This is a genomic window from Mycetohabitans sp. B3, assembly GCF_021498065.1.
GTDB lineage: Bacteria > Pseudomonadota > Gammaproteobacteria > Burkholderiales > Burkholderiaceae > Mycetohabitans.
Genome location: NZ_JAHLKN010000026.1, coordinates 167,768 through 191,197, shown reverse-complemented (window position 1 = coordinate 191,197; position 23,430 = coordinate 167,768). Strand labels below are relative to the sequence as shown.

At 60.4% G+C, this 23,430-nt stretch carries 21 protein-coding genes and 1 pseudogene; 9 read left to right on the top strand and 13 right to left on the bottom strand.

The window, feature by feature from the left end; genetic code table 11:
- The first annotated feature begins 294 nt into the window (after nucleotides 1-294).
- Complete coding sequence (locus KQH55_RS16860) at nucleotides 295-513, top strand: hypothetical protein (protein ID WP_373566371.1); 219 nt, start codon at nucleotides 295-297, stop codon at nucleotides 511-513.
- A 111-nt stretch (nucleotides 514-624) separates the two neighbouring features.
- Here the strand turns inward: KQH55_RS16860 and KQH55_RS07480 are convergent, their stop codons facing one another.
- Nucleotides 625-804 (bottom strand): hypothetical protein, encoded by a 180-nt coding sequence (locus KQH55_RS07480; protein ID WP_139337367.1) that lies wholly within the window; start codon nucleotides 802-804, stop codon nucleotides 625-627.
- Between the two features lie 64 nt (nucleotides 805-868).
- Between KQH55_RS07480 and KQH55_RS07475 the strand changes: the two genes are divergently transcribed.
- Nucleotides 869-2,560, top strand: coding sequence for a hypothetical protein (locus KQH55_RS07475; RefSeq protein WP_235090520.1), 1,692 nt, complete (start codon nucleotides 869-871; stop codon nucleotides 2,558-2,560).
- 30 nt (nucleotides 2,561-2,590) lie between these two features.
- Here KQH55_RS07475 and KQH55_RS16535 read toward each other — a convergent pair whose 3' ends face one another.
- Nucleotides 2,591-2,722: a hypothetical protein gene (locus tag KQH55_RS16535; RefSeq protein WP_255763097.1), complete on the bottom strand. Its 132-nt coding sequence runs from the start codon at nucleotides 2,720-2,722 to the stop codon at nucleotides 2,591-2,593.
- Between KQH55_RS16535 and KQH55_RS07470 the strand changes: the two genes are divergently transcribed.
- The 4 genes and pseudogenes from KQH55_RS07470 (at nucleotide 2,721) to ldcA (ending at nucleotide 5,622) form a co-directional block, all read left to right on the top strand.
- Nucleotides 2,721-3,788: a phytoene/squalene synthase family protein gene (locus KQH55_RS07470; protein WP_076797215.1), complete on the top strand. Its 1,068-nt coding sequence runs from the start codon at nucleotides 2,721-2,723 to the stop codon at nucleotides 3,786-3,788. The genes KQH55_RS16535 and KQH55_RS07470 overlap by 2 nt on opposite strands.
- A gap of 98 nt (nucleotides 3,789-3,886) precedes the next feature.
- Nucleotides 3,887-4,048, top strand: a pseudogene (locus KQH55_RS07465) (DUF1992 domain-containing protein); the annotation flags it as partial.
- A 24-nt stretch (nucleotides 4,049-4,072) separates the two neighbouring features.
- Nucleotides 4,073-4,594, top strand: coding sequence for a tRNA adenosine(34) deaminase TadA (gene tadA, locus KQH55_RS07460; RefSeq protein WP_076786849.1), 522 nt, complete (start codon nucleotides 4,073-4,075; stop codon nucleotides 4,592-4,594).
- A 101-nt stretch (nucleotides 4,595-4,695) separates the two neighbouring features.
- Nucleotides 4,696-5,622, top strand: a complete 927-nt coding sequence (ldcA, locus tag KQH55_RS07455) for a muramoyltetrapeptide carboxypeptidase (RefSeq protein ID WP_076786851.1) — start codon at nucleotides 4,696-4,698, stop codon at nucleotides 5,620-5,622.
- A 77-nt stretch (nucleotides 5,623-5,699) separates the two neighbouring features.
- On the opposite strand, the gene KQH55_RS07450 is transcribed toward ldcA, so the two are convergent.
- Nucleotides 5,700-7,136, bottom strand: coding sequence for a hypothetical protein (locus KQH55_RS07450; RefSeq protein ID WP_235090519.1), 1,437 nt, complete (start codon nucleotides 7,134-7,136; stop codon nucleotides 5,700-5,702).
- A 640-nt stretch (nucleotides 7,137-7,776) separates the two neighbouring features.
- Here KQH55_RS07450 and KQH55_RS07445 point away from each other — a divergent pair.
- Entirely contained in the window at nucleotides 7,777-9,069 is a 1,293-nt protein-coding gene (locus tag KQH55_RS07445; protein ID WP_235090518.1) for a hypothetical protein, read from the top strand.
- A gap of 79 nt (nucleotides 9,070-9,148) precedes the next feature.
- Here the strand turns inward: KQH55_RS07445 and KQH55_RS07440 are convergent, their stop codons facing one another.
- The 5 genes from KQH55_RS07440 to KQH55_RS07420 all read right to left on the bottom strand — a co-directional run bounded on the left by KQH55_RS07440 (nucleotide 9,149) and on the right by KQH55_RS07420 (nucleotide 15,478).
- Nucleotides 9,149-10,309, bottom strand: coding sequence for an acyltransferase (locus KQH55_RS07440; RefSeq protein WP_076795466.1), 1,161 nt, complete (start codon nucleotides 10,307-10,309; stop codon nucleotides 9,149-9,151).
- Between the two features lie 259 nt (nucleotides 10,310-10,568).
- Nucleotides 10,569-11,825 (bottom strand): oligosaccharide flippase family protein, encoded by a 1,257-nt coding sequence (locus KQH55_RS07435; RefSeq protein WP_076786861.1) that lies wholly within the window; start codon nucleotides 11,823-11,825, stop codon nucleotides 10,569-10,571.
- Between the two features lie 76 nt (nucleotides 11,826-11,901).
- Entirely contained in the window at nucleotides 11,902-13,101 is a 1,200-nt protein-coding gene (locus tag KQH55_RS07430; RefSeq protein ID WP_235090590.1) for a glycosyltransferase family 4 protein, read from the bottom strand.
- A gap of 38 nt (nucleotides 13,102-13,139) precedes the next feature.
- Nucleotides 13,140-14,846 (bottom strand): mannose-1-phosphate guanylyltransferase/mannose-6-phosphate isomerase, encoded by a 1,707-nt coding sequence (locus tag KQH55_RS07425; protein WP_235090517.1) that lies wholly within the window; start codon nucleotides 14,844-14,846, stop codon nucleotides 13,140-13,142.
- Nucleotides 14,843-15,478 (bottom strand): GNAT family N-acetyltransferase, encoded by a 636-nt coding sequence (locus tag KQH55_RS07420; protein WP_076786866.1) that lies wholly within the window; start codon nucleotides 15,476-15,478, stop codon nucleotides 14,843-14,845. Before KQH55_RS07420 ends, KQH55_RS07425 begins: the two co-directional genes overlap by 4 nt.
- Before the next feature lie 402 nt (nucleotides 15,479-15,880).
- Between KQH55_RS07420 and KQH55_RS07415 the strand changes: the two genes are divergently transcribed.
- Entirely contained in the window at nucleotides 15,881-16,897 is a 1,017-nt protein-coding gene (locus KQH55_RS07415; RefSeq protein ID WP_235090516.1) for an amino acid--[acyl-carrier-protein] ligase, read from the top strand.
- Here the strand turns inward: KQH55_RS07415 and KQH55_RS07410 are convergent.
- Entirely contained in the window at nucleotides 16,871-17,071 is a 201-nt protein-coding gene (locus KQH55_RS07410) for a hypothetical protein (RefSeq protein WP_076795461.1), read from the bottom strand. The two genes, KQH55_RS07415 and KQH55_RS07410, sit on opposite strands and share 27 nt — an antisense overlap.
- Nucleotides 17,072-17,440: 369 nt before the next feature.
- On the opposite strand from KQH55_RS07410, the gene KQH55_RS07405 reads away from it, so the two are divergent.
- A complete protein-coding gene (locus KQH55_RS07405) occupies nucleotides 17,441-19,333 on the top strand; it encodes an alpha/beta hydrolase (RefSeq protein ID WP_235090515.1) in 1,893 nt (630 codons plus the stop codon).
- Between the two features lie 273 nt (nucleotides 19,334-19,606).
- Here the strand turns inward: KQH55_RS07405 and KQH55_RS07400 are convergent, their stop codons facing one another.
- From KQH55_RS07400 to KQH55_RS07385, 4 genes are all read right to left on the bottom strand, one after another.
- Nucleotides 19,607-19,747, bottom strand: a complete 141-nt coding sequence (locus tag KQH55_RS07400; RefSeq protein ID WP_170872410.1) for a burhizin family lasso peptide — start codon at nucleotides 19,745-19,747, stop codon at nucleotides 19,607-19,609.
- A gap of 703 nt (nucleotides 19,748-20,450) precedes the next feature.
- On the bottom strand, nucleotides 20,451-21,638 hold the full coding sequence (locus tag KQH55_RS07395; protein WP_306666075.1) for a glycosyltransferase family 4 protein: 1,188 nt from the start codon (nucleotides 21,636-21,638) through the stop codon (nucleotides 20,451-20,453).
- 242 nt (nucleotides 21,639-21,880) lie between these two features.
- On the bottom strand, nucleotides 21,881-22,540 hold the full coding sequence (locus KQH55_RS07390) for an amino acid ABC transporter permease (RefSeq protein ID WP_235090514.1): 660 nt from the start codon (nucleotides 22,538-22,540) through the stop codon (nucleotides 21,881-21,883).
- A gap of 12 nt (nucleotides 22,541-22,552) precedes the next feature.
- Nucleotides 22,553-23,353 carry a cystine ABC transporter substrate-binding protein gene (locus KQH55_RS07385; RefSeq protein ID WP_235090513.1) on the bottom strand — a complete coding sequence of 267 codons (801 nt, stop codon included), beginning with the start codon at nucleotides 23,351-23,353 and terminating at the stop codon, nucleotides 22,553-22,555.
- Nucleotides 23,354-23,430 lie beyond the last annotated feature (77 nt).

Here is a 23,430-nt window from a genome sequence, read left to right as displayed (position 1 = left end):
TGTGGTGAGGTAAGGACCGTTGTCTGACATGTGGTGTTCCAGAAATAGCTGGACGAGCGCGGCAGCGAAGCGAGCGCCCGTCATATGTCGGATATCGATTATCGCTGTTGCGCCATCCGGCTCGCGCGTCGGTCGGCGCAATCGTGGATGGTGTCGCGAAGTCGATTCAAACAAGATCGATCCAGCGACGGAGCAAGCCGTTGCGGCGGCAGTCGGCTGGCAGCGCAATCTGTTTGCTGACGCGCCTGTTTCGGCGGGCAGCGGCGGCGCGCGCAGGCCGGTACGCTCACTTTCATGGTCGGCGCTGACATGCAGTTGTTCGAGCGCATTCAACTGGTGTTGCTGAGCATGGGAAAGAACGTCGTTCGTTGCGGTGAACCGGGCATGGGGCAGATGGCCAAGATCTGCAACAATCTGGTCGCCGGCGAATATTTGCCTGACCCGATGGCAAATACTTGTCCGACTCGATTACATCTTGGGCGTCTCGCCGCCTGTACATGCCAGCTTCCGTGACGATAGACTGCCGCATCCCGTTTCCCGGTTGTAGAATGTCACGCCACTGACACTACTCTGCCGTGTGGCGTTGTCATCGATGTTTTGAACACCCGTCGGCCGCGGGTATTCCTATGTTGTTCGATGTTGCGCCGAGGTGGCTTGTTTCAAGCAAGATGATTGAGTGGCCCGGCGCGTTTCGCCAAGCACAAAAGAAAAGTGGCCGGCGGCAATAGACAGGCTATGGGTGGCCAATATCTCGCGGGTCTTTTTCAGTCGTGTTGATTTCTCGAAATCGAGTGCATCACGCATGGCATTGGGAATCGATCACACGGTTTTGAGTTGAGCAAAAGACAGCTTTACACGGATTGAGCAATTGAGTAAAAAAGCGGTGCCGTTTAATCTAGTTTTCGAGCAAAGGAAGCGGAATAGGGCGGCGTTAAAAGACGCTCGAACCGCAAGTGAATCGGTGCACGCCAACGCGGCCTTGAAGGATTTAGCCGCATCCGGTTGGCTTATCAGGGCATTACGTTACAGAATAATCCGGTTTGTCGCTGTGATGCTTATGGGTGCTGCGGGGGCATGTGGGGGCGGCGGCGGCAAGTCTGATGATGACAGGGTCCAACGCGTAGTCGTCAAAGAGGCGGACGGGGAACGAGAGCGGGCCCGGTCGCCAATGGATCCCGTACAAGGCCAGCACACCGGTACCACGGCCGGTTCTCCAGCCCTTACGACAAATTCGGCCCATACGACGAATATCATCAACATTACAAATGTAGGCCGATTTTATGCGACGGATGGAAAGGTCGAGATTGGTAGTCTGAATCACGACAAAGGCAGGAAGAGGCGTAGTACTTGGCGGACAGGCCACAGCGTAAGCGAAGCTGTGGTGAATGACTTGAATGTGGGCGTGGGCGAGTACGAAGCGCGGATCTCGGACGTCGGCGTACAGACCGAACCTGAGCCCGCCGTCCAAGTCGCGGACGTCGGCGTACAGACCAAACCTGAGCCTGCCGCCCAAGTCGCGGACGTTGGCGTACAGACCGACTCCGAGCCCGTTGCCCAAGTCGCGGACCTCGGCGTACAGACCGACTCTGAGCCCGCCGCCCAAGTCGCGGACGTTGGCGTACAGACCGACTCCGAGCCCGTTGCCCAAGTCGCGGACCTCGGCGTACAGACCGAACCCGAGCCCGCCGCTCAAGTCGCAGACGCCGATGTACAGACCGGACTTGTGGAGATGCACGAAGCACAAGGCCAATACGTCGGCCGCGTAAGAGACATCTACGGTTTCACCGCGTTGGTCACCCCGGCGGGCAGGTTTTATGCGATATATACTGATGGCAAAGACATAGGTGAGGCCGACGACATAGGTGATGCCGTTGTTGGCGATCTCGGCAATCTCGGGAAGGGAATCCTCTATCGAAAGGAGCAGCCTGCAATCAAGGTCACATTAACGGCGTTGCCCGCTTCCGGCCGTTCGCTGACTTCCATCGTCGGTTCCACACTAGTCTCAACCGCGTCCAACCTAGTCTCAACCGCGTCCAAGCGGCGTTTCAGTTATCAGAATACTGCCGAAGAGGTCAACGACGCGTACCTCAATCGGCGATCGATTCACCTCGTCGCATCCGCCGAGGGACTGCCGCCGCTCGACTTCAATGGCAGTATCAGCACAGTGTTACATACCACGCCGGCTGTGAGCAAAGTAGCCGGGACATACAAAGGCATGTCCAGCAAACGTGACTACCATGTCAACGAGACCAATATGCCGAGCATACTTGACAATATGCCGGGCATACTTGAAATGACGATCGATTACCAGGGCAGGATCAAAGGAACAGAGGGATATTGCTCGTTTGCCGGCAAGATCGTTCCTCGTGAGTGGGGCAATGCCTACGATATCGAGATTGGGTTCGCAGACAACATGATGTGTTCCTACCAAAACTTGATGGTTCGCGGCGTAGCTTTCTACATTAAACAGGAAAAGAGAGACCGGCTTCGCGCGATAATGCAAACGTCGTGCAAGGGCGGCATGCTGTTCAACGTGACGCGCGTCGACGCCAATCCGTGAACCGGTACAATGCTGGCTGTGACTGTTAATTCATGGCTGCGCGATGTCCGATTCATCGTTCGACTCTCGCTCCGGTTGCGCTGCAGCGCACGCGCGGTGTGCCGCCGGGCCGGTGGCCGGCTCGCAACCGCCCGCCTCCGTGACCGCTGCTGACCAATCCATGCGTGATCCGGCGCGAGATTTCCTGCTCGGTCCGCTGCTCAAGGGAGTGTCCCGCTCATTCTACTTGACGCTGCGCGTGTTGCCCGCCGGCATGCGGGACCCGGTGGGCCTGGCGTATCTGCTGGCGCGCGCCGCCGACACGATCGCAGACACACCGCTGATCGAGCCCGCGTTGCGGCTGAAAATGCTATTGACACTGCGTGCGCACGTGAATGGCGACGAACACGATTGCGGGCCACTGCGCGAGATTGCCGGGCAGTTGGCTGCGCAACAACAGTCCGACGAGCGGCGGCTGCTGGAATCGCTCGAGCCGGCACTGGCGATCCTGCAGCAGTTGGACGAGCGCGATCGCGAGGCGGTCCGTGACATTGTGTCGACACTCACACGCGGTATGGAATTCGATTTGATCACGTTTGCGCACGAGCGCTCCGGGCAGATCGTGGCGTTACGTGCATGGCACGAGCTGGATCAGTACACCTACATGGTCGCCGGCTGCGTCGGCGCGTTCTGGACCGAGATGACCTATACGCATCTGCCACGCGCGCTGCACGGCGACCCCGTGGCGATGTCGGAGCGCGGTGTGCGTTTTGGTAGGGCACTGCAGCTGACTAACGTGCTGCGCGATTGCGCCAAGGACCTGCGGACCGGCCGCTGCTACTTGCCGTCCACGATGCTCGAGCGGTACGGCTTGACGCCGCAGGATCTGTTGACTGCCGAGGCGGCTGGCCGTGCGCGCCCGGTGATGTTAGAACTCGTGCGCCATGCGCTGGACCAGTTCCGCGACGCAATCGACTATACGCTGGCGATCCGCCGTTCGGCGCCGCGCCTGAGGCTGGCATGCCTGTGGCCGATCGTCATCGGCCTGAAAACGCTGCTGTTGCTGGTCGACAGCGCGAACTGGTTGGTGCCGGAGGCGAGCGTCAAGGTTCGACGCCAGCAGGTGTACGGCGTTATCGCCACCTCGATCCTGCTCGTCGGGTCCGATACGCTGCTGCGCGCATGGCTGGAGCGGTTGATCGCTGCAATAGAGTGCCGGCTCCATTGCACTTCGCGCGACGGCGGTTGAACCGCGTTAGAGTTTGGTATCCTTGACGCGCATTTCGAATCTTGTCCGTCTATGAAACTGCTCGACGTGCTGGTTGAACAGCGCATCGCCGCCGCGGCCGCGCGGAGCAGCATCGCCTGCGGGCGAAGTGGCTGGCGCTGACCATGGCGCTCGAATCGCTGCGTGACGGGCCGATGGTGGTGCCGCACGAGTATTGCCGCCGTGTCGCTGAACGCCTAGCTGGCTGTGGCGGTGCCGTCGCGCCAGCAGTGATCGACTGAGCGACCCTTCGACGCGGAGCTTGCATGCACAACAGCGGTTTGTCTGACGCGGGCCCGTTGGCCCGGGATCTGCGTTTCATGGCGTTGGCGCGCGCCGCCGCGCGCCACGCTTATGCGATTGGCGAAGTGCCGGTGGGCGCCGTGATCGTGCGGGGCGATGAAGTGATTGCGCAGGGCTTCAACCAGCCGATCAGCACTCACGATCCGTCTGCGCATGCGGAGATGGTCGCGCTGCGAGCGGCTGCACAGGCGTTGTCTAATTACCGGATGCCGGGCTGCGAATTATATGTAACGCTCGAGCCGTGCCTAATGTGCGCGGGCGCGATCATGCATGCGCGCATCGCTCGAGTGGTGTTCGGCGCGCATGATCCGAAGACTGGCGCGTGTGGCAGTGTCGTTGACGTGTTCGCGCAGCCGCGGTTGAATCATCATGCAAGCGTCGTTGGCGGCGTACTGGCCGATGAATGCTCGCACGAGCTAAGCCAGTTCTTCGTCGAGCGCCGCCGGCAGCTGCGCGCGTCGCGCACACTCGGCGATGCAAATTGATCCCGGTCGACGTCGTGCCATGTGATCCCAATTGACGTCGCGCCGTGCTGGCACGGGTCGCAGTACGCGCCGCGCACCGTCTTTCCCCGCACAGGAGTGTCATGAAGCCCCGCACGATCGAACTGATTGCCCCTTGCGGCTACCCGCAGGATCCACAAACCGTTGCCCGGGCGCTGGCGCGCTGGGTCGATGCTGGCCATCACATTCGGGGCATTGATACGAGCGAGCGGCGCTTCCAGCGCTTCGCGGGCACGGATACACAACGGGCCGCGGATCTGAATCGGCTTGCAGACCCTGCGCGGGCGCTGCCGGACATCGTGCTGGCTGTGCGCGGCGGCTACGGCGCGATTCGGTTGCTGCATGGACTGGACTACGCGGGATTACAACGCCGGCTGGCTGGTGAACCGATCGCGATCTGCGGCCATAGTGACTTCACCGCGATCCAGATGGCGCTGTTCGCGCACAGCGGCCTCATTACGTTCGGCGGCCCGATGCTGAGCAGCAACTTTGGCGCGCCGAGACTGAGCGAATTCACAGTCGAGCATTTCTGGACGGCGATTAGCAAACCGGAATTCACGATTGGCGAGCCGACGCCGCAGCCTGACGACGTCGACCTGCACGGCACGCTGTGGGGCGGCAATCTCGCGACGATCGCCGCGCTGGCCGGTACGCGATACTTGCCGGACATCGATGAGGGCATCTTGTTTGTTGAGGACGCCAACGAACATCCATTCCGCGTCGAGCGGATGCTGTACCAATTGCATCTGGCCGGCATCCTACCGCGCCAACAGGCGCTGGTGCTCGGCGATTTCACCGGGGTGCGGTTGTCGGACTATGACAATGGCTATGATTTTGACGCGATGGTCGAGCAGATCCGCGCGCTGACCGGTATTCCGGTGATCACCGGGCTGCGTTTTGGCCACGGCGCGGATACTGTGACGCTGCCCGTGGGCGTGCCCGCGCGGTTGAAAGCCGGCGCCGACGGCTTTACGCTGACAATTAGCGGCCATCCGACCCTGGCGGAGTAATACTACCTGTGGCAGCGGAGCTATCCGACGCTGGATTGTAGCGAGGCGCCGGGAACCAAGAAGCGCTGCCCCGCGCGTCAAGCCTCGCGCATGTGTGAGGTGCGCGCGGTCAGCTCCACTTCATGCCGGTCCGCGACCTGTCGTGCGCGATTGCGGTGATACAGCCGGCAATAGGCGAATGCAACGAAGCTCCACGGTGCAAGATACGAGAACTCCGGCACCGATACCATCATCATCATATAGGTCGCGACGCAGCATTGCCGTAGTGCGATTGCCTTTGGCGCCCAATCGAGCTTGAATGCTGGATACAGCAATAGCCCACTGAACAGGGCGATGCCCAGCAGGCCATTGTTGACTAGCAGCGTTGAAAACATGTCGGTGGTGCGGATGTAGCCGAAGCCGATTCCCACCAGCTTATTCGCAACGGGCGCATTGAGCCAGAAGTCGATAGCAGCCATGAACCCGGCCGAGCGCTCCTGGCCCGATGAATTGGCGCCGGTGAGTTTCTTGATCACCACGTCATCCGCCAATTGCACGACTTGCTCGTTAAACACGATGACGATCGCGATGATGGCAAGCGCGGCTAGCACCAGCTTGATGATATTGATCCGCGTGTGCATCATCCGGATGCCGAGGTAGCACAGGTAGCCGACCATCGCCGTCGTGGAGGCCGTCATCACGAGCGACACGCCAATCATGATCGCGGGCCAGCGCGACCGTTGCACGGTGCGGGCATAGACCCAGAACGGGAACATCGACAGCACATACATCGACGGTTCACCCGTCAGCGACTTCAGGCGCTGCATTGAAATACCGCCGACGCCCATTGTCTGAAAGTCGCTGCCCGTGACGATGTCCTTGGGCAGCGGCCGGGCCAGTGTGTTGGTGAACTGACGATTGGACAGAAAGTCGCCCGACTGGCCGGTTACAAAATAGTAGGCGCACTCATAAAGTCCGTACACGGCAAACAGTACGCCGGAGGCAACGATGATGCGATCCCATGCGTCATCGTAGTAGACGTACAGGTAGGTGCCATAGAGAACCACCGCGACGACATAGAGAGATTGCGTGAAAAGCGAAGAGCGCATGACAAACGAATGGTCATACGGATTGACCAGCGATAACGTGTCGAGGTCAGGCGTATAACCGTCGGTCAGGTCGGCTAGCTGCGTCAGTGTGAACAGCAATACCCAGACAAAAATCGCGGTTAAAAGGATACGCAAATAGCGGGTACGCTCGCCGCCTCCATACAGCATGGCGATTGCCAGTGATAAGAAGCACATCAAATAACCCGGCGTGGTGCCTTGCACACTGGGAAACACCAGCACGGACGTGATCGGCACAAAAAATGCCCACACCAGATAATAACGATCCACTGCCTTAAAGGCACCACGTGCCGTACCGGAGCCAAACCTCTCGTTCCATGATGGACCGACGACGTGCTGCCCATCGCCGGGACGCGCTGGTGCGGCAGACAGAGTGCGGCCGCGATGGTTCGAATTCGTGTCGTTCATCTCACAGGGTGTTCCGCAATCAATCACTGAAGCAACCGCTGGCTATTGCCGTCATGGCATCGGGCCATTACCGTCGCATCTTGTGACGCACTTGAGCCGGGAGGGGCGTATACGCTTTGGTTATTGGGCATAGCATCGCGTACGATCCAACGCGTATCAGTGCGTTGACGTACCATTTCGAATTAAAGACGTGCCGGCGGCGGGCGCATAGATAGGGTGCTTGCTGTTGGCGACAGCCATACCGGGTACATCATATTGCCGGTACATTGGGTCGAGCACGGTAATGGGCTACGTTATGCGTCGTCAGCGTGTGTGCAGCGAAACATCAATCTTTTCAAGTGCCCAAACCAAGTAAAATGTACTCTCGTTCTTTTGACGCATGAAGCGTCATCCTAGTTCTCTTAGCTGTGCGTGCAAATAATTTGCTCGCTGGCTAGCTTCGGGTTCGTCGATTCGGCTGTCGATTGCCATCCGCACCCTGTGTCACTGTGCGTCCGGCTTCAATCCACCGTTTCGTCACGAAGAAGTTCCATTCCTACGAAGTGCAAGACGACGCCCGGTGTTCCAGAGGTGCGGTTCTTCGTCGCGTCCAATGTGGCACGGGCACGAAGTGCTTTCGTCAAATATTTGGCGAAGGCAAGTGCGTTTCGATGATCGACCTTTGTATGACTATACATTCAAATTCATGATTTCGAAGAAGAGAAATTCATCTAAAAGCGCTTACCATTGCGCCTCAAACGTCGATTTGGATTCCCAAGGCGGTGCGAAAGGCGCGCTATGCGTGCGACGTGAATTCCTTCGCACACTGGTTGCTACTGCCGGAACGATGGCGCTGGCGGTGTGTGCAAGCAGCGAGGTAGGGGCTGCTAGTCTCGGCCGCGCGCGCCGCTGGCCCAGCAGTGGCGCAGCTTCGTCAGGTTCAGCAGCATCGGCTTCGAGTGCTGCTAGTACTACACCCGTCAGTGTGACGACCTCCAGTGTCGCGGCAACATCCAGTTCCATGTCGTCGAACAGCTACAATGCCGTGTCGTCTGGATTCTTCGGGATTAACGGACACATTAATTCGGGTAATGCGTATGGCACGGCGTTTGCCACACAGATAGCCTACATGCGCGACCTTGGCATTTCGAATGTTCGCCAAGACGTCTGGGATACGATTGGAGCAAAGAGCATTGCATCTTTCGTTGACACATTGAGGGGGACTGGCATTAGCGTTTCAGTGGTGATTACCCCAAAGCTATCCAATACCGATGAAGCCTCTGCGTACAGCAATAGCTTTCAGCTCGCGTACTCCATCGCAAGTATTCTAAAGGGCAAGGTGCTGTTGTATGAGTGCGGTAACGAAATGGAAATCGGTTTCGTCTCCCGTGGCGGCAACTTTCGCACCGACTACCGAGCGACGCCGTACTTTATTTATCGCGGGATGATACGCGGCATGATCGATGGTGTACGCGCCGCAGATCCCCGCGCGGCAGTGGCCGTTACCGCCGGGTGGTTGCACTTCGGTATTCTGCAAATGTTGGCCGACGGCACGGATCCACAAGGTGGAACGAGTGGACCACGCGTCAATTGGGATGTCACCTCCTGGCACTGGTATAGCGATATGGGGGACATCACGAATGCAAACGGTATCGACGTGCTTCATGAGTTGACGCGGCGCTTCCGGCGACCGATCTGGATTTCCGAGTATGGTTATCGACCGTATGGTCAGTCCGGCAACACGCTGCTTAATGCACAAGCGAGTTATCTGGCCACTCAAACGCGGCAGTTCGTGAAGCTCAAGTCGCAGTACAGTTTGTTGCAGTCGATCCAGCTGTATGAACTATTCGACATGTCGGCTGACGATGGCTATGGCCTGATCGAGTCGGATGGTGTCACGAAAAAGCCAGCCTATAGCGCCGTAAAAGAAAGCATTGCCAGCAGCAAGGCGTAGCGACGGAGTACTACGACTCGACGCTCGTGCAATGAGCGTTGCCGACGCATGGGGTTAGCGCGGAATTGGCGCCTGCGTTTCAGGAGCGCTGCGAACATGCTACAGCGGGCCGGGCCCGCTCCGTCAAGTGGGTCTGGCGCGCGCAGGTCAGCGCATGTCCCGCGCGGATGCTAGGCGCTTCGCAAAACTTGAAGCTCAGCCAGGACAGTGCGATTGCCGGCACCAACGGGGCAAGCATATAGACACCAAGCGGCGCACCAGTCCATTGATAGTGCCTACACAGCCAGAACACGAGATATAGCGGTATGCCATGCAGTAGGTACACGGAGTAGCTGAGTCTGCCTAACCAAGCAAATGACCGGCGATGAACCTTGAATGTGGTTGCGAAGCTGACAAACAACGTGATGCCGACGAGGTAGCCGATCGACGACGAAACGTGCGCATAATCATGGCGTCGAAGATTGTAGAGAGTTATTGCCACCGCAGTTAAAGCGATCAGTGCGGTCAACGCGATCAATACGCCACGGTAGGTCATCGACAAGGTAGGGGTAGAGCCCCTGCGCGGCCAGATAAACAAGATTGCGTTGGGTTCGTCGTACGCTTTGCGGAATACTGCACCCCAGAACATGATGGACAAATGATACAGCATTCCTTTGTACTGTCCCAATGCATGACTAGGAATGACATGCAATGCAGTGGTCAAGACGAACAGTATGCATAGTCCCGCGCTGGCGGTAACGAGTGCGCGCATTTGATGCAGCAAGCCACCCCAGAACAAAACTAGACATAGAATATAGAAATACAATTCGGTTTCCAATGTCCAGTAGTGGCCCATGATTGTGTCGAAGCCGAATGCCGTCGGAATCATCGTCAGGTTGACAAGAATGCCGATGCTACTCATCTTTTGTTGGAACAGCGTCCAGTACGCAAAATATCCAAGCGGTATCGAAAACCAGAATGCGGGATACAGCCGCATGAAACGGCGTATCAGAAATTTACGCGTACCATCGGCGATGCTGCCCCGCAGGCTGTTTGGAATCAGCATTCCGCTGATTCCAAAAAAAATCACGACACCGACGCGCCCGAAGTTAACTGAACGCTGCAGTGCATCCAATCCATGTTGAGATCCGGCCAGAGGGGCGAGCAGTTCGGCATAGTGCGTCCAGATAACGAACAATACCGCGATAGCGCGCATCGCGTCGATGTGGTCTAAACGGCCATTTGCTGGAGGGTTTGCCATTCAGTGGCCCTGGATCTGGTTATCGAGGAAGTCCATAGGATATGGACGATCCGCATCGATTGCAGCATTGTCTTCGTGACCCTACCCCGTGGCTGCGGCATCCAATCATGCGGGTGGGTACGTGTATGCAAAGTTCTTTACATTACAGTCGAACACGAGGCGCTTCGGTGTGTCACCGCACATCCATTAAAATTCAAGCAGTACGCCAAAAAAATTGACCCAAACGGTTGGAAACGATAGCGCATTTTTTTCGCAATCGCTATTGCCGCGGCGCCGCCCGCCCAATCAGCGACACGCCTTGCACATAAAGAATGTAAGCCAGCGCGGCCGCCACTGCACTCTCCGCGACCAACACCGCGGCGGCCGCGCCTTGTTCGGCGAACCACTTCGCGAGCAACGGCAGCAGAGCAACGTTGAGGAAGCCGGAGGAGATCAGCACGCGGCTGAACGCGGTCTTCATACCCAGCGGCAGCATCGTTTGTACGCCGAACAGATCCGTCATCCCCGCCATAAATGGAATGAACGCCATCCAGCGCAGCACGCCGATCGTCGGCTCGTAGTTCGCGCCGTACAGAATGCGCACCGCAAGCGGCGCGCAGAAAAAGATGCATAGCGAGATCGCCAACACCATCGCGCCCTGAACTACGAACAACTTGCGCAGGAAGGTCATCGCATCTTCACGCGCATGGTGCATCAGGTAGCTGATGTGCGGGTACGCAGCGGCTTTCATCGGCTGCAACATGCTGATCGCGGCGCGGATCAGCTTGTCGCCCGCGGCGAAATAGCCGGCGGCGACGTTGCCTGAGACAAAGCCAAGCAGCACGGTATTGGTCGATGCATAGAACGCGACCGACGTCGACGCGAGGAATACTTGCCAGCCGCCGGCTAGTGCATCGACGATATCCGCGATGCTTACTCGAACAAATTCAACCTCACGTCGGATGAACATGTAGACGAAGATCGCGATGCCCGAGCCAAGCGGCACGGCGGCGTTGACGACCATCGCGAGTGTGACGTCGGAACGCTCGCGCACGAGCAGGAACATCGCGGGGACGCTGAGCGCGCGGCTGGCGAATAGCAGCAGGCTCATCGTGCGCAGGTTCTCCACGCCCTGAAAGTACCAACTCGGTGTGAGCGCGGCCCCGATGGTCATGCCGAAGCCGATGATCAGCAGCGTGCGGTCGAAGGCGAAGCGATCGACGATGAAGGTCAACGCGAGCAGGATGACGAATCCGGCCACGGTGATCGCCACCTGCGCGAGAAAAGTGGCCCAGAACACGCGCGAGCGCTCGGCGCGATTTCCGCGTGCGAGCGCGATGCGCGGCGTGGCGGTTAGATCGAAGCTGTAATTGGTGAAATTGATGAAATAGGTGATGACAGCCAGCGCGAACGCAAGCTGGCCGTAGCCCTCAGGGCCAAGAACGCGGGTGAGCAACGGCAGCGTAAGCAGCGGTACGACGTAGGTCGAGACCTGCAGCGTCATCAACAACAGAAAGTTTTTCTTTACGGACGACATGTCCCGCTCCGGACTGGAGAAAATGAACCGGCGCAGGCCGTGCACGGCAATTTCACGCGGGTGTCACGCTGTTCGATCATGCCCATTTGCGTACGGTATCGGGTTCTGTTCCGGCATGTAAATCGAGTAGGGCACTCAACCGTGTCGCATAGTGCTCGCGCGTATACTGGGACCAATCGTAGCGGCGCTGCGTGGCGCGCAAATGCATGTCCAGTGCATTGAGCGCGGCGACCAGACTGGCAGGTGTGCGCTGGTACTTGATCTTGTTGCCGATTTCATCACCAAAACTGGCCAGGCTGCCCAGATCGTGCACGAGCACTGGCAGACCCATCATCGCCGCCTCGACGATCACCAACGGTGCGTTTTCAGCCCAGATCGACGGCAGCAGGACCGCATCGTGCGCGCGCAACGCCTCAAACAACTGCGCGTGGTCGAGCCGACCTGCAAAGCGCAATCGGCCGTTATCGACCAGCGCCTTGTACTTCGCGTGCAGGGCATCGCGTTGCGAGCCGTCGCCGTAGACGGTCACGCTGCTGAGCCGATGCCATTGCGTGTGGCTGGCCAGTTCGAGAAACGGATCCAGTCCTTTTTCGGGTTCGATGCGTCCAACGAACGCCAGGTCGAAGCGGTCTTTGCCGACGGTGCGGGGCGGGGCCTGGTTGATGCGGGTATTGACCGGATTGGGCAGGATTGCTGAGCGCGTAATGCCGCGCCGTGCCAGCGCATCGCGCATGTAAGGGCTTGGGCACAGGAACTGGTCAAAGACAGCAGACGGATTCAACAACGTATCAACCACGTGCCAATGCAGCTTTTTCACCGCATCGTGCAGCATGCCGCGCGCACTGGCGCATGTGAGCAGCCGCCGGCTGTCGCTCAGCGCCTCCAGCGGCAGAGGTTTGGACATGCCCGGTTGCGGATAGATCAACAGATTCGGGTTGTAGAACACCAGGTGGTAGTCATGGCAGGTCAGAAAGGTCCGGTAACCGAGCTTGCGCTTGTATCGTTGTATGACTGGCAGAATCGATGGCGACAGCAGACTGTGATAGTTGTGCACCAACACGCGTTGGGGCTGCACGCGTTCGATCGTGGCGGCCAGCGCGCGCGCCGCGGCAGGATTCCACGCGCGCCGCGCCATGCCATGCGCGGGGGGCACTGATCGTTCGTCGAAGCCCTCGGCGTCCACGCCGGGCAACTCCCGCAGTACGTCCACCGAGGTCCGGTATACTTCCTCCGCCCCGCCTTTGCGCACGAAATCGTTGATGACCAGCACCCTCACCTCGCGCTCGGCGACGGTGGGTCTCGTGGCGCGCACGGTCAACGGCCGGCCCGCCATGCGCTCACGCCGCCGCGCGGCGCGGCCGTGGCGCTCGGCGTTCCCTCAGCGCGGGAGATAGCCGTGTCTGAAGCGGCTTGCACAGCATCGGCGACTCCCGCCGCATGAGCGGTTGCGACGGGTGTGGCGCCGGACGTGCCGGACACGCCGGATGCACCCGGTGCGCCCGCCGCCGGCTGAGAGGCTCGGCCGTACTGGTCGTCCAGCCGCACGATATCGTCCTCGCCCAGGTAGTGTCCGGATTGCACTTCAATGATCTCCAGCGGCGTCTTGCCCGGATTCTCAAGCCGGTGCACCGTGCCCAGCGGAATATACGTCGATTCGTTCTCGCTCAGCAGGAACGTGTTGTCGCCGCACGTCACGCGCGCGGTGCCGCGCACCACGGTCCAGTGCTCCGCGCGATGGTAGTGCATCTGCAGCGACAATTGCTTGCCCGGCTCGACAACGATGCGCTTGACCTGGAAACGCTCGCCGTGGTCGATGGAGTCGTAATAGCCCCAGGGGCGATGGACCTTGCGATGATCTTCGGCTTCGACGTATTGCTCGGACTTGAGCCGTGCCACCACGGCCTTGACTTGCTGTACATCATGCTTGTTAGCGACCAGCACTGCATCGGCGGTCTCGATCACCACGATGTCCTTCAAGCCAACGCAGGCGATCAGGCGTCCTTCGGAATGCGCGAAGCTGTCCTCCGTGCCTTCGAAGATCACGCGGCCGCGCGATACGTTGCCGGCTGCGTCCTTTGGCAGGATTTCCCAGATGGCGTCCCAGGAGCCGACGTCGGACCAGCCGGCCGCCAGGGGCACAACGACGCCTTGGATACCCAGACCCGCTGGATCGGCGAGCCGTTCCATCACGGCGTAGTCGATCGAATCGGACGGGCATGCGTCGAAGGCGACCGCGTCTGCCTTGAAAAAGCCACCGGCTTGCTCTGCGCCGCTTCGCCAAGCTGCTTCACAGGCGGCATGTATAGGCGGGTTCAGCGCGGCGATTGCCGCGCGCCAGGTTGACGCGCGTACCACGAAGATGCCGCTGTTCCACCAATATTCGCCGGACTGCAGGTATTGGCGGGCCAGTTCCTGGTGCGGCTTCTCAACGAAGCGCTCGATTGCGTGGCCGCCCAGCGTGCCATTGGTATGCTGCACCGGTGCGCCGATTCGGATGTATCCATAGCCGGTCTCCGCGTGCCGGGGCAGCACGCCAAGCGTGGCGATGGCGCCGGCTTGCGCGTAGCAGGCGGCCAGCGCGATGGCGTCCTGAAACGCCTTCGGATCAGTGACCGCATGGTCGGCGGGCATCACCACCAGCACCGGGTCGCCGTGACGCGCCTGCGCGTCCAGCGCAGCAAGCGTGAGCGCTGGCGCGGTGTTGCGTGCTACCGGCTCCAACAGGATGCGGGCGGACTTGCCACTGGCGCGCACCTGTGCGGCACTCATGAAACGGTGGCGCTCGCCGCACACGAGCAGCAGTTCGTCATCTAGCGTCGCGCTGCTGATGCCGTCCAAGCGACGGGCAGTTGCCGTCAGCAGCGATTCATCGGCGATCAGGCCAATCAATTGCTTTGGGTGGTGCTCGCGCGACAGCGGCCACAGCCGCGTGCCGGAACCGCCGGCCAGGATCACCGGCAGCAGGTGCGGCGGCGCGTCGGCCGGGACGGAAGACGTGAATGTAGACTCAGTGCCGGTCATCGATTTACTCCGGAATCTGCGGGAAGGCGAGGTGAGAATGGGTAAGCGTCCGGTTCGGTGCGTGCATCGGCGCGCGCCGCGCGGGCCGGCTGGGCGATGCTGCCTAGTGCGCCGGCCACCGGCTCGACGAGGCCGCGCACGCCGCGTAGTAGGCCGCGGCTGGGCAAGGTCGCGTCGCGCATCGAGTGGATCATGCCGATGTACGGCATGCCGTGTTCGAGGAACGGTCCATCGACCTTGCGAAAACCAAACCGGCTATAAAACGCTTCGCGGTAGATCGGCGAGTGGATCCGCACCGGCGCACCTGGCCAACGCTCGCGCGCATGGCCCAGCGCCCGCCTGAGCAGTCGCTCGGCGGTGTCGTCGTCGCGCCGCGCGGCGCTCGTCAGGAATTTGTCGATCATCGTTTCCGGGTCGATGTCATCGCCCGGCAGCAGGCGCGCGTAGCCTCCCACCGATCGCTGCTGCGCGCGCGTATCGATCGCGAAAACGTGCAACGCGTGCTCGTCTTTGCCGTCGATGTCCAAGTGCACGTGAGCGTCCTCGACAACTAGTACGGCATTGCGCGCGCGCAGGATCAGATATAGCTCGTCCGAACTCAGTTGCCTGAATTCGCAGCATTTCCAGTCCATGATGGGTTCCTCGTTCAGCCAGCGCGGAAAACGTCAAGCGTGGCCGGATAGCACCGTGTGCAGCCGGCACCGCAATGTTGCAATGCCAAAAGCGTCCGCACCCTATGGAACGAAGGTACTGGCGAGTGCGTGCGGGCTCTGTTCGCAAGCGCACTATTTGGCATGGATTCCCGCGGGGTCGTGAGGTCGCGACGCCGGCGTTGTGCATTGCACGGTCAACGTGCGCTGACCCACTGTTCGGCAGCGAACCGATGCCCGTGCGGGTTTTCGCGTACAACGTGCGCTTGCGGTGCTGCACGGCGGTGTTTCCGGATAGCGTCTGCCGCGCTGTTTCCATCCGCCCGGGATCCGCAAAACACAGCATCGATCATGCGACACGAATCCTCACCAAAGGAGCCGAACATGGGTAGTGCCAATCTGGAGTCGAAGCGATCCGGTCCTGGAACCGTGCCGAACGAGCGCGATCGCGCGGCGGCCGCTCGCGAGCTGAACGACGCAGCGGGCGCCGCCAGTTTTCTCGAACAATTATTCGAGCGCGGCTTGCTAATTCCAAGCGATGTCGACGGGCTGTACGGTCGTGGCGCCGTATTCGAGGACGTCGTTGAGCGCATCAGCGACTTGATCGGTGCATGGGGGATGGAGCGCGGCGCTGACGTGATGCGGTTTCCGCCGGCGATGAGCCGCACGTTGCTTGAGCAGAGCGGTTATCTAAGGAACTTTCCGCAGTTGGCTGGCACGGTCTTTAGCTTTTGCGGCAATGATTTTAGCCATCCTCGCTTGCTCGCGTGCCTGGATAAAGGTGAGGACTGGACCGCCGAGCAGAAGCCTACACGCATCATGATGACGCCAGTGGCCTGCTATCCCGTCTACTCGGTGATGGCCAAGCGCGGTCCGGTGCCGGCACAAGGCCACCTGATTGATATTTTTTCGTATGTTTTCCGTCAGGAGCCGTCACTGGAGCCGGAGCGGATGCAGCTGTTTCGGCAACGTGAGTTTGTCAGGATGGGCACGCCCGAGCAAGTGCTCGCTTTCCGACAGGACTGGATGGACCATGCGCGCTGGATGTTCGACGCGCTGGAACTGCCGATGTCGCTGGAGCTGGCCAACGATCCGTTTTTCGGCCGTGGCGGGCGCGTCGTGGCAAACAGCCAACGTGCGCTGCAGCTCAAGTTCGAAGCGGCGGTGACCGTGCTCAATCCGAACAAGCCGACCGCGTGTGGCAGCTTCAACTACCATATGGACAACTTCGGCAAGACGTGGAACATCCGTACCGAAACCGGCGAAATCGCGCATACTGGGTGTTGCGGCTTTGGGCTTGAACGGATTGCGCTCTCGCTATTCAAATTGCATGGTTTCGATATCGCCGCCTGGCCGCAGCGAGTGCGGCAGACCCTATGGAAGTTGCCATGCGGCCAATAGTCGCGCGACAAAGCGTGCGAGCAACGTCCCCTCGATGGTGCGCGCGTCGTCGAATTCGTCTAGTTCTTCGAAACGATCCCCGCTCTTGGCCGCGTGCCCGAACGCCATGGCAACAAAAAGTGCGACGGCTTGGATCGCGAGCACGATGATGACGATATGCAGCATGTTATTCATGGTCCTTTCCCTTCAAGCGCGCCGCCTCGTTCGGCGTGCCCCCCAGCCCGACAGCGCGAGATTCGGCAAGGTGTGTGCCGTTGCACTGTTGGCCATCGTTGCTGCATATCGGCAGCACTGCGCGAAACTTGAGGGTCGTGATTAAACCCGATACCCGCCTTGGGCGCGGGGAGCAACGCGAAGGCGGCACGCGCACGGCGACGAGCATGGCCCGATTGGGTGCGTCAGCGCACCGACCCCACTTCTACGGATGCCGCCTACTAACCGGCACATCCGTGCCGTGGACGCGTCGTCATGGAGGGGCACGGCCGGGTGGCCCGTGCGCCACAACACGCAGGCGCCGGGTGAAAGAACAACGAGGGTTAGAGAATGGACACGACGATGCGGCCTGTCTCGTTTGATGGGCATTTCGGCTGGCTTCATAGCGCGCAGGCTGGTGATCCGGGCGACGCGGGTTGGGGCGTGGTGCTGTGCAACTCGCTCGGGCATGAAGCATTATGGTTGCACCAGACGATGCGGCAACTAGCCGAGCGGTTGGCGTCGCGGCGCATTCCGGTGTTGCGCTTTGACTATGCAGGTACCGGCGATTCGCTGGATCGTGACGCGCTGGTCGAGCCGACCCAATGGACGGGCGAAGCGGTGAGCGCCGTCGAACATCTGCGGCGCATGATGGGGGTGCAACGCATTGCGCTGGTCGGGGCGCGCTACGGCGCAATGGTGGCCGCGCAGGCCGCGCCCCAGGTTGGCGCGCAGCGCGTCGTATTGATGGCGCCCGTCGTCTCGGGCCGGCAGTTCGTTCGCGAACTCAAGGTGCTGCAGCAGACGTGGCGAGAGAAGACGGGCTCGCACGTGCAGACAGACGCGCCACCGGCTGGCGCATTCGATGTGCTCGGGCATCGGTTCGACCTGGCCGCGATGGAGCAGGTAGCGAAGCACGACTTACGCCGTGTCCAGGCACCGCCCGCGGCGTCGGTGCTGATCATGCATGTCGACCCGCACGATCCGAGCCATGCGCTCGCCGATGTGTACCGGTCACAAGGCGCACGTGTGGACGCTGGTTTGTTCGCCGAATACCCGGGCGCGATGCAGCCATCCTGGCTCGCCGAAGTGCCGCAGGCCACACTCGACGTCGTCACGCAGTGGCTGGTGAACGAAGAGGTGACGCCTCAGACCGTCCCGGCGGGCGCATTGTGTCCCGCATCGCCGATGCTGGTGTGTGCCGGTGCGCCGCTTCAGACTGACTGGATGGTAGAGCAGCCGGTCAAATTGGATCAGGGTCGGTTGTTCGGCATCCTCTGCGAACCGGCGGACAGATTGGGCCGTGCGCCGCTGGTTGTGATCCCCAACACGGCCGCCACGCACCATGTCGGGGACGGACGCTTCAACGTGGAGTTGGCGCGCCAGCTCGCGCGTGCGGGGTTTGCTTCGCTGCGGCTTGATGCGAGCGGGCTGGGCGACAGCGCAGCGGCGGCCACGCAGACCGATCCGGGCTCGTTGAGCTTCGACGCGCTGGCCGCCGACACGTCCGATGCCGTCGATTGGGCGTGCTCGCGTGGCCATCCGGGCATTGCGGTGTTCGGTATCTGCTCTGGTGCGTACCTGGGCTTGCGTGCCGCGCTCGACAATGCGGCGATTCGGGGCTTGATACTGGTGAACCTGTTCGGCTTTTCGTTTCCCGATGGGTTCACGATGCATGACGCTGGTCGGGTGGGTGCCGGATCGACCCGCGCGCATTTCCGCTCGATGTGGCGCGCGCAGAAGTGGGCCCAAGTGTTGCGCGGCGAGGTCAGCCTGTGGCCGGTCATCGGCACGCTGTGCCGCTATGCAGTGGCGCGCACGCGGGGCCTTGCGGCCGCCTGGACGCAAGACATGCGGGATACGCCGGGCAGCAGCCAGCGGGTGCGTCGCCAGATGAAAGAGCTGGCCGCGCGCGGGGTTCGCGTGCAGTTGCTATTTAGTCCGCTGGACCATGGTCTGGACGAACTCGAGGTTCATTTCGGTCATGGCGGCCAACGGCTCGCACGGATCGGCGGTGCGCATGCTCGCGTGATACCCAACATGGACCATGAGGTGCTGAATCCGGCAGCACGCGAGCGGGTAGCGGCATTATGCGAGGCGTTCCTCACGGAACTTTTTGCCGACGTGCTCGATGAGCGGCAGGCTTGCCTATCGTTGCACGCCGAACTTGCCCGTGCGTCCTACGCGCACGCACATGTGCCGGCAGCTACGCCGACGCTGCCGTCTGAGGAGGCGATGCTATAGCGAGAACGGAGAGGGGACCGAACACGAGTTCGGCGTATTGATGGCGCGATCAGTACAGCGTTGCGACGAAGAACCGCGCCTTACCGGCTTGCACACGCGAAACCTCGCTGGCGGGTACCCTCGTTTTATGCTCGCTGAGTGACGTATATAATTTAATATTATTAAGTTAATAATACGCTAAGCAATCCCTCGCAACGCCTGCCACGCATATATGCCCATGTAGGCCAGTGCTCAGCGTATTGCTTAGCGTAAGATTTTATACCAAACTAATGATTATAGGAAGCGGCCAATGCCAGCCTCCCTATAGTTCCCTGAGCCACCCAGCGTCGACTCGGAAGCGCACAGTTCCATCAGTGATTCGTCATCCAGCGGTAAATCCAATGCTTGACAATTCATGCTTTGGGACTGATCCATAAGAATCTCCTTTTTCATAGTTTAAAAACTCCACCAACATTATGGGTGGCTCCGAGGCCGATGTCATTCATGAACGACATGACTGAATTCAGTTTAGTAAGAGAATAGTATATTGCAAAGGCCATGTGCTTAAATCCTAAGCGTATTGGCGGTTTGACATAGCGCTAAATGCTGCGCTTGAGACCGGGGAAGCCAATTTGGTTGATGTCGTTAATAACGCGTTTGATCATCGAGCCAATTGAGAGACGGTACTTGCGCCAGTTACGCACGATGTAGCCGAAAAGCGCTTTGGGTTAGCACTGTAATATCTACAAAATGAACGACAAAAATTTAATCGTTACATTAAGTCCAGCGCGTGGTGATCTCGATCGACGTGAGCGAGATGCAATCAGGCCGTTCGCCCGTTCTTGTTCATTGCGCCTATATCCGGCAGGAAGTCGAGGGCCATCATCGTTGGCATTCGCTGTATGGTCGCCGCATCACGGTTTTGCGACATCGAGCAGCGTGGTGGTGTCCACGTGCTCCATATCGAGCGGGATTGCGGCGTAGTCAAGATGGCGATGTGTTAGTCAGGCATCCTTCGGAATGCGCGAAGCTGTCCTACGTGACTTTGAAAATCACAAACTGGGAGGTGTATCGGGCACGGTGCGCAGCAGCTTACGCGACTGGGCGGCGCGCACGCCAGCGTGGTAGCGACAGCCGGTTAGCCTGGCATGATCGCATACGACGGCACGTCGTTGCGCGCCGGATCGTTGACTGGCGACGCCAATTCAGCCTGCAGCCGCTGGTAGCCTTCCATGACCAGGCTGGAAAACGCGGCACGGAAGCGATCCGTAGAAAAGCGTTGCGCGTTGGCGCGGCATGCGAGCGGCGTGAACGTGCCGCAGGGCAGCGCCTCGAACCGCTCAACGGCATCGATCAACGCGGGCGTGGTTTGCGCATCGAAGAATAGGCCAGTGGGTTGTGCGTCGGTATGGGCGCGCACCGACTCGAGCGCACCGCCCTTACCGTAGGCGATGACGGGCGTGCCGCACGCTTGCGCTTCGACCGGTGAGATGCCGAAGTCCTCCTCGGCGGCGAACACGAATGCCTTGGCACGTTGCAGGTGCGAATGCAACACGTCGAAGGATTGATAGCCGAGCAGCGTCACGTTCGGGCCTGCCAGCGCGCGGATCTTGGTCATCTCCGGGCCGTCGCCAATGACGACTAGCTTGCGCTGTGGCATCCGAGAAAAGGCGTCCACGATGAGGTCAATGCGCTTGTAGGGCACCATCCTGGACGCGGTCAGATAGAAGTCCTCTTTGGCAGTATTCAATCGCAAGTGCTCGACATCCACCGGCGGATAAATGACCGTCGAATCACGACGATAGACCTTACGGATGCGCCGCGCGACAAAACGCGAGTTTGCTGCGATCAGGTCCACGCCGTTGGCTGAACGCGCGTCCCAGTTGCGGATGTAATGCAGCAGCGCGCGCGCGAGCACGGACTTCACGCCGTGCGTGAGCCCCGCCTCGCTCAGGTACTGGTGTTGCAGATCCCATGCGTAGCGCACCGGTGAATGCACATAGCTCACGTGTAACTGGTCTGGCCCGTTCAGCACGCCCTTGGCTACGGCGTACGAGCTGGACAGGATCACGTCGTAGCCGGACAGATCGAATTGCTCAATGGCCAGCGGAAACAGCGGCAGGTAGCCGCGGTACTTGCGCCGGGCCATTGGCAACTTCTGGATAAACGACGTGTGGACCGGCTTGCCGCGCAGGCACGAGCGGTCTTCCAGGAAGTCGACCAGGCTGAAGATGTCCGCTTGCGGGAAACAGTCGATCATTTGGGCGAGCACCCGTTCGGCGCCGCCATGGACGACCAGCCAGTCGTGAACAATCGCTACCTTCAAGCGTGGGCCCTCTCGGATGGGGTTGCGGCCTCGCGGCCAACGCGGTGTCGACGCCGCGCGCGCTCTGCGCATCATTATCCGCAGCACTCGGCGTTATCTATGTACGGGGGCGCACAATGATGCGCACTAGGCACAACGATGCGTAAGGCACGCGCGCTGCCGCGGCAGCTGCCCTGGAGTCACCCCGCGGTGCGCTGGTACCGCCGGGAATCGTCGTCGGTGCGCACTGAACGCATGGCCGCTCAGTGCCGCGTGGGCAGTGTGAGGTAGCGTTCGAGCCGGTGCTGGAGTCCTTCGAGCAGGTGGCACAGCACCCAGTACACGCCTGCTGCGCCGACATAAAGCGGCAGCGGCTGGTAGGTGGCCGCGATCACTTCCTGCGCGCTGCGCAGCAGTTCGGTCACCGTGATCACCGATACCAGCGAGGTGTCCTTGATCAGACTGATCAGGCTGTTAGACAGACTCGGCACCGCGATGCGCAGCGCTTGCGGCCCCACCACATAGCGCAGCGTCTGCTGGCGTGATAGGCCCAAGCTGTACGCGGCGAGCCATTGGCCGCGTGCGATGCCCAAGATTGCGCCGCGCATGCTCTCGGATAGGTACGCGGCGACGTTCGCGGACAACGCCAGCACGCCGGCCGGCGTCGGCTCCAATTCGATTCCCACGCTCGGCAGGCCGTAGTAGACAACGAAGATCTGCACCAGCAGCGGCGTGCCGCGCATGACGCTGACGTATGCGCGAGCGACGCCCACCGGCCAACGCCGTTCGCTGACGCCCATCAGCGCGATGAGCAGGCCGCCGGCTAGCCCAAACGCCATGGATAGCAGCGCGAACTTGATCGTCAGCAACGCACCCGCGGCGAGCGCGGGCGCGGACTGCAGCAACAACATCAACGGTGACATCGAGGTGGCGGCTTACTTCAGCGGTCGGGTCACGTCAACGCCAAACCACTTGACGGAGATCTTCGGCAGCGTGCCATCGGCCTTTAGTTGCGCAATGGCGTCGTCAATGGCCTTGGCAAACTTCGGGTTGCCTTTCTTGAAGGGGATACCGACCCTTTCCTGCTGGCCCAGCGTGCTACTCGGACGCAATGGCAGCGCGGTAGTCTTAATTAGGTACGCGAGCATCAGCCGGTCGTTGAGCGCCGCGTCGATGCGGCCCGCTGCCAGGTCGCGCAGATACTCGGGCGCACCCGGGTAGGTCTTCACCTCGATGCCGGGCACCGACTTAGCCATGTCGTTGTAGTTCGAGCCCAGGCTCACGCCGAGCTTCTTGCCCTTCAGGTCGCCGAGCGATTTGAACTGGCGCGAATCGTTCTTGCGCTGGATGAGTTGCGCGACCGAGTATGTATAGGGCTGCGAAAAGTCGAGCGTCTGCTGCCGCACGGGCGTGATACCGACCTGGTTCACGACCACGTCGAATTTGCCGGCTTGCAGTCCGGCGATGATGCCGCTCCATTCCGTGGTGACGAACTCGGGCTTCACGCCGAGCCGCAGCGCGATCGCCTTGGCCACGTCCACGTCGTAGCCGACGAGTTCGCCATGGGCGTCGCGAGCGTTAAATGGCGGATAAGTCCCTTCGAGGCCGATGCGCAGCGTGCCGCGCTCCTTGGCCTGATCGAGCAGGTCGGCGGCTGGTGCAGCCACAGCGGCCACGCCGAGCGCGACGCCAACCAGTGTCGCGGCGATCCATTTCTTGAGCAGCGAAAGTTTCATCGTTTTCCCTCTTGGCGGGTAGTGACAAATGGCGGCCAACATAGCGAAGCTGCAATCAAAGCTTAAATATCATTTGT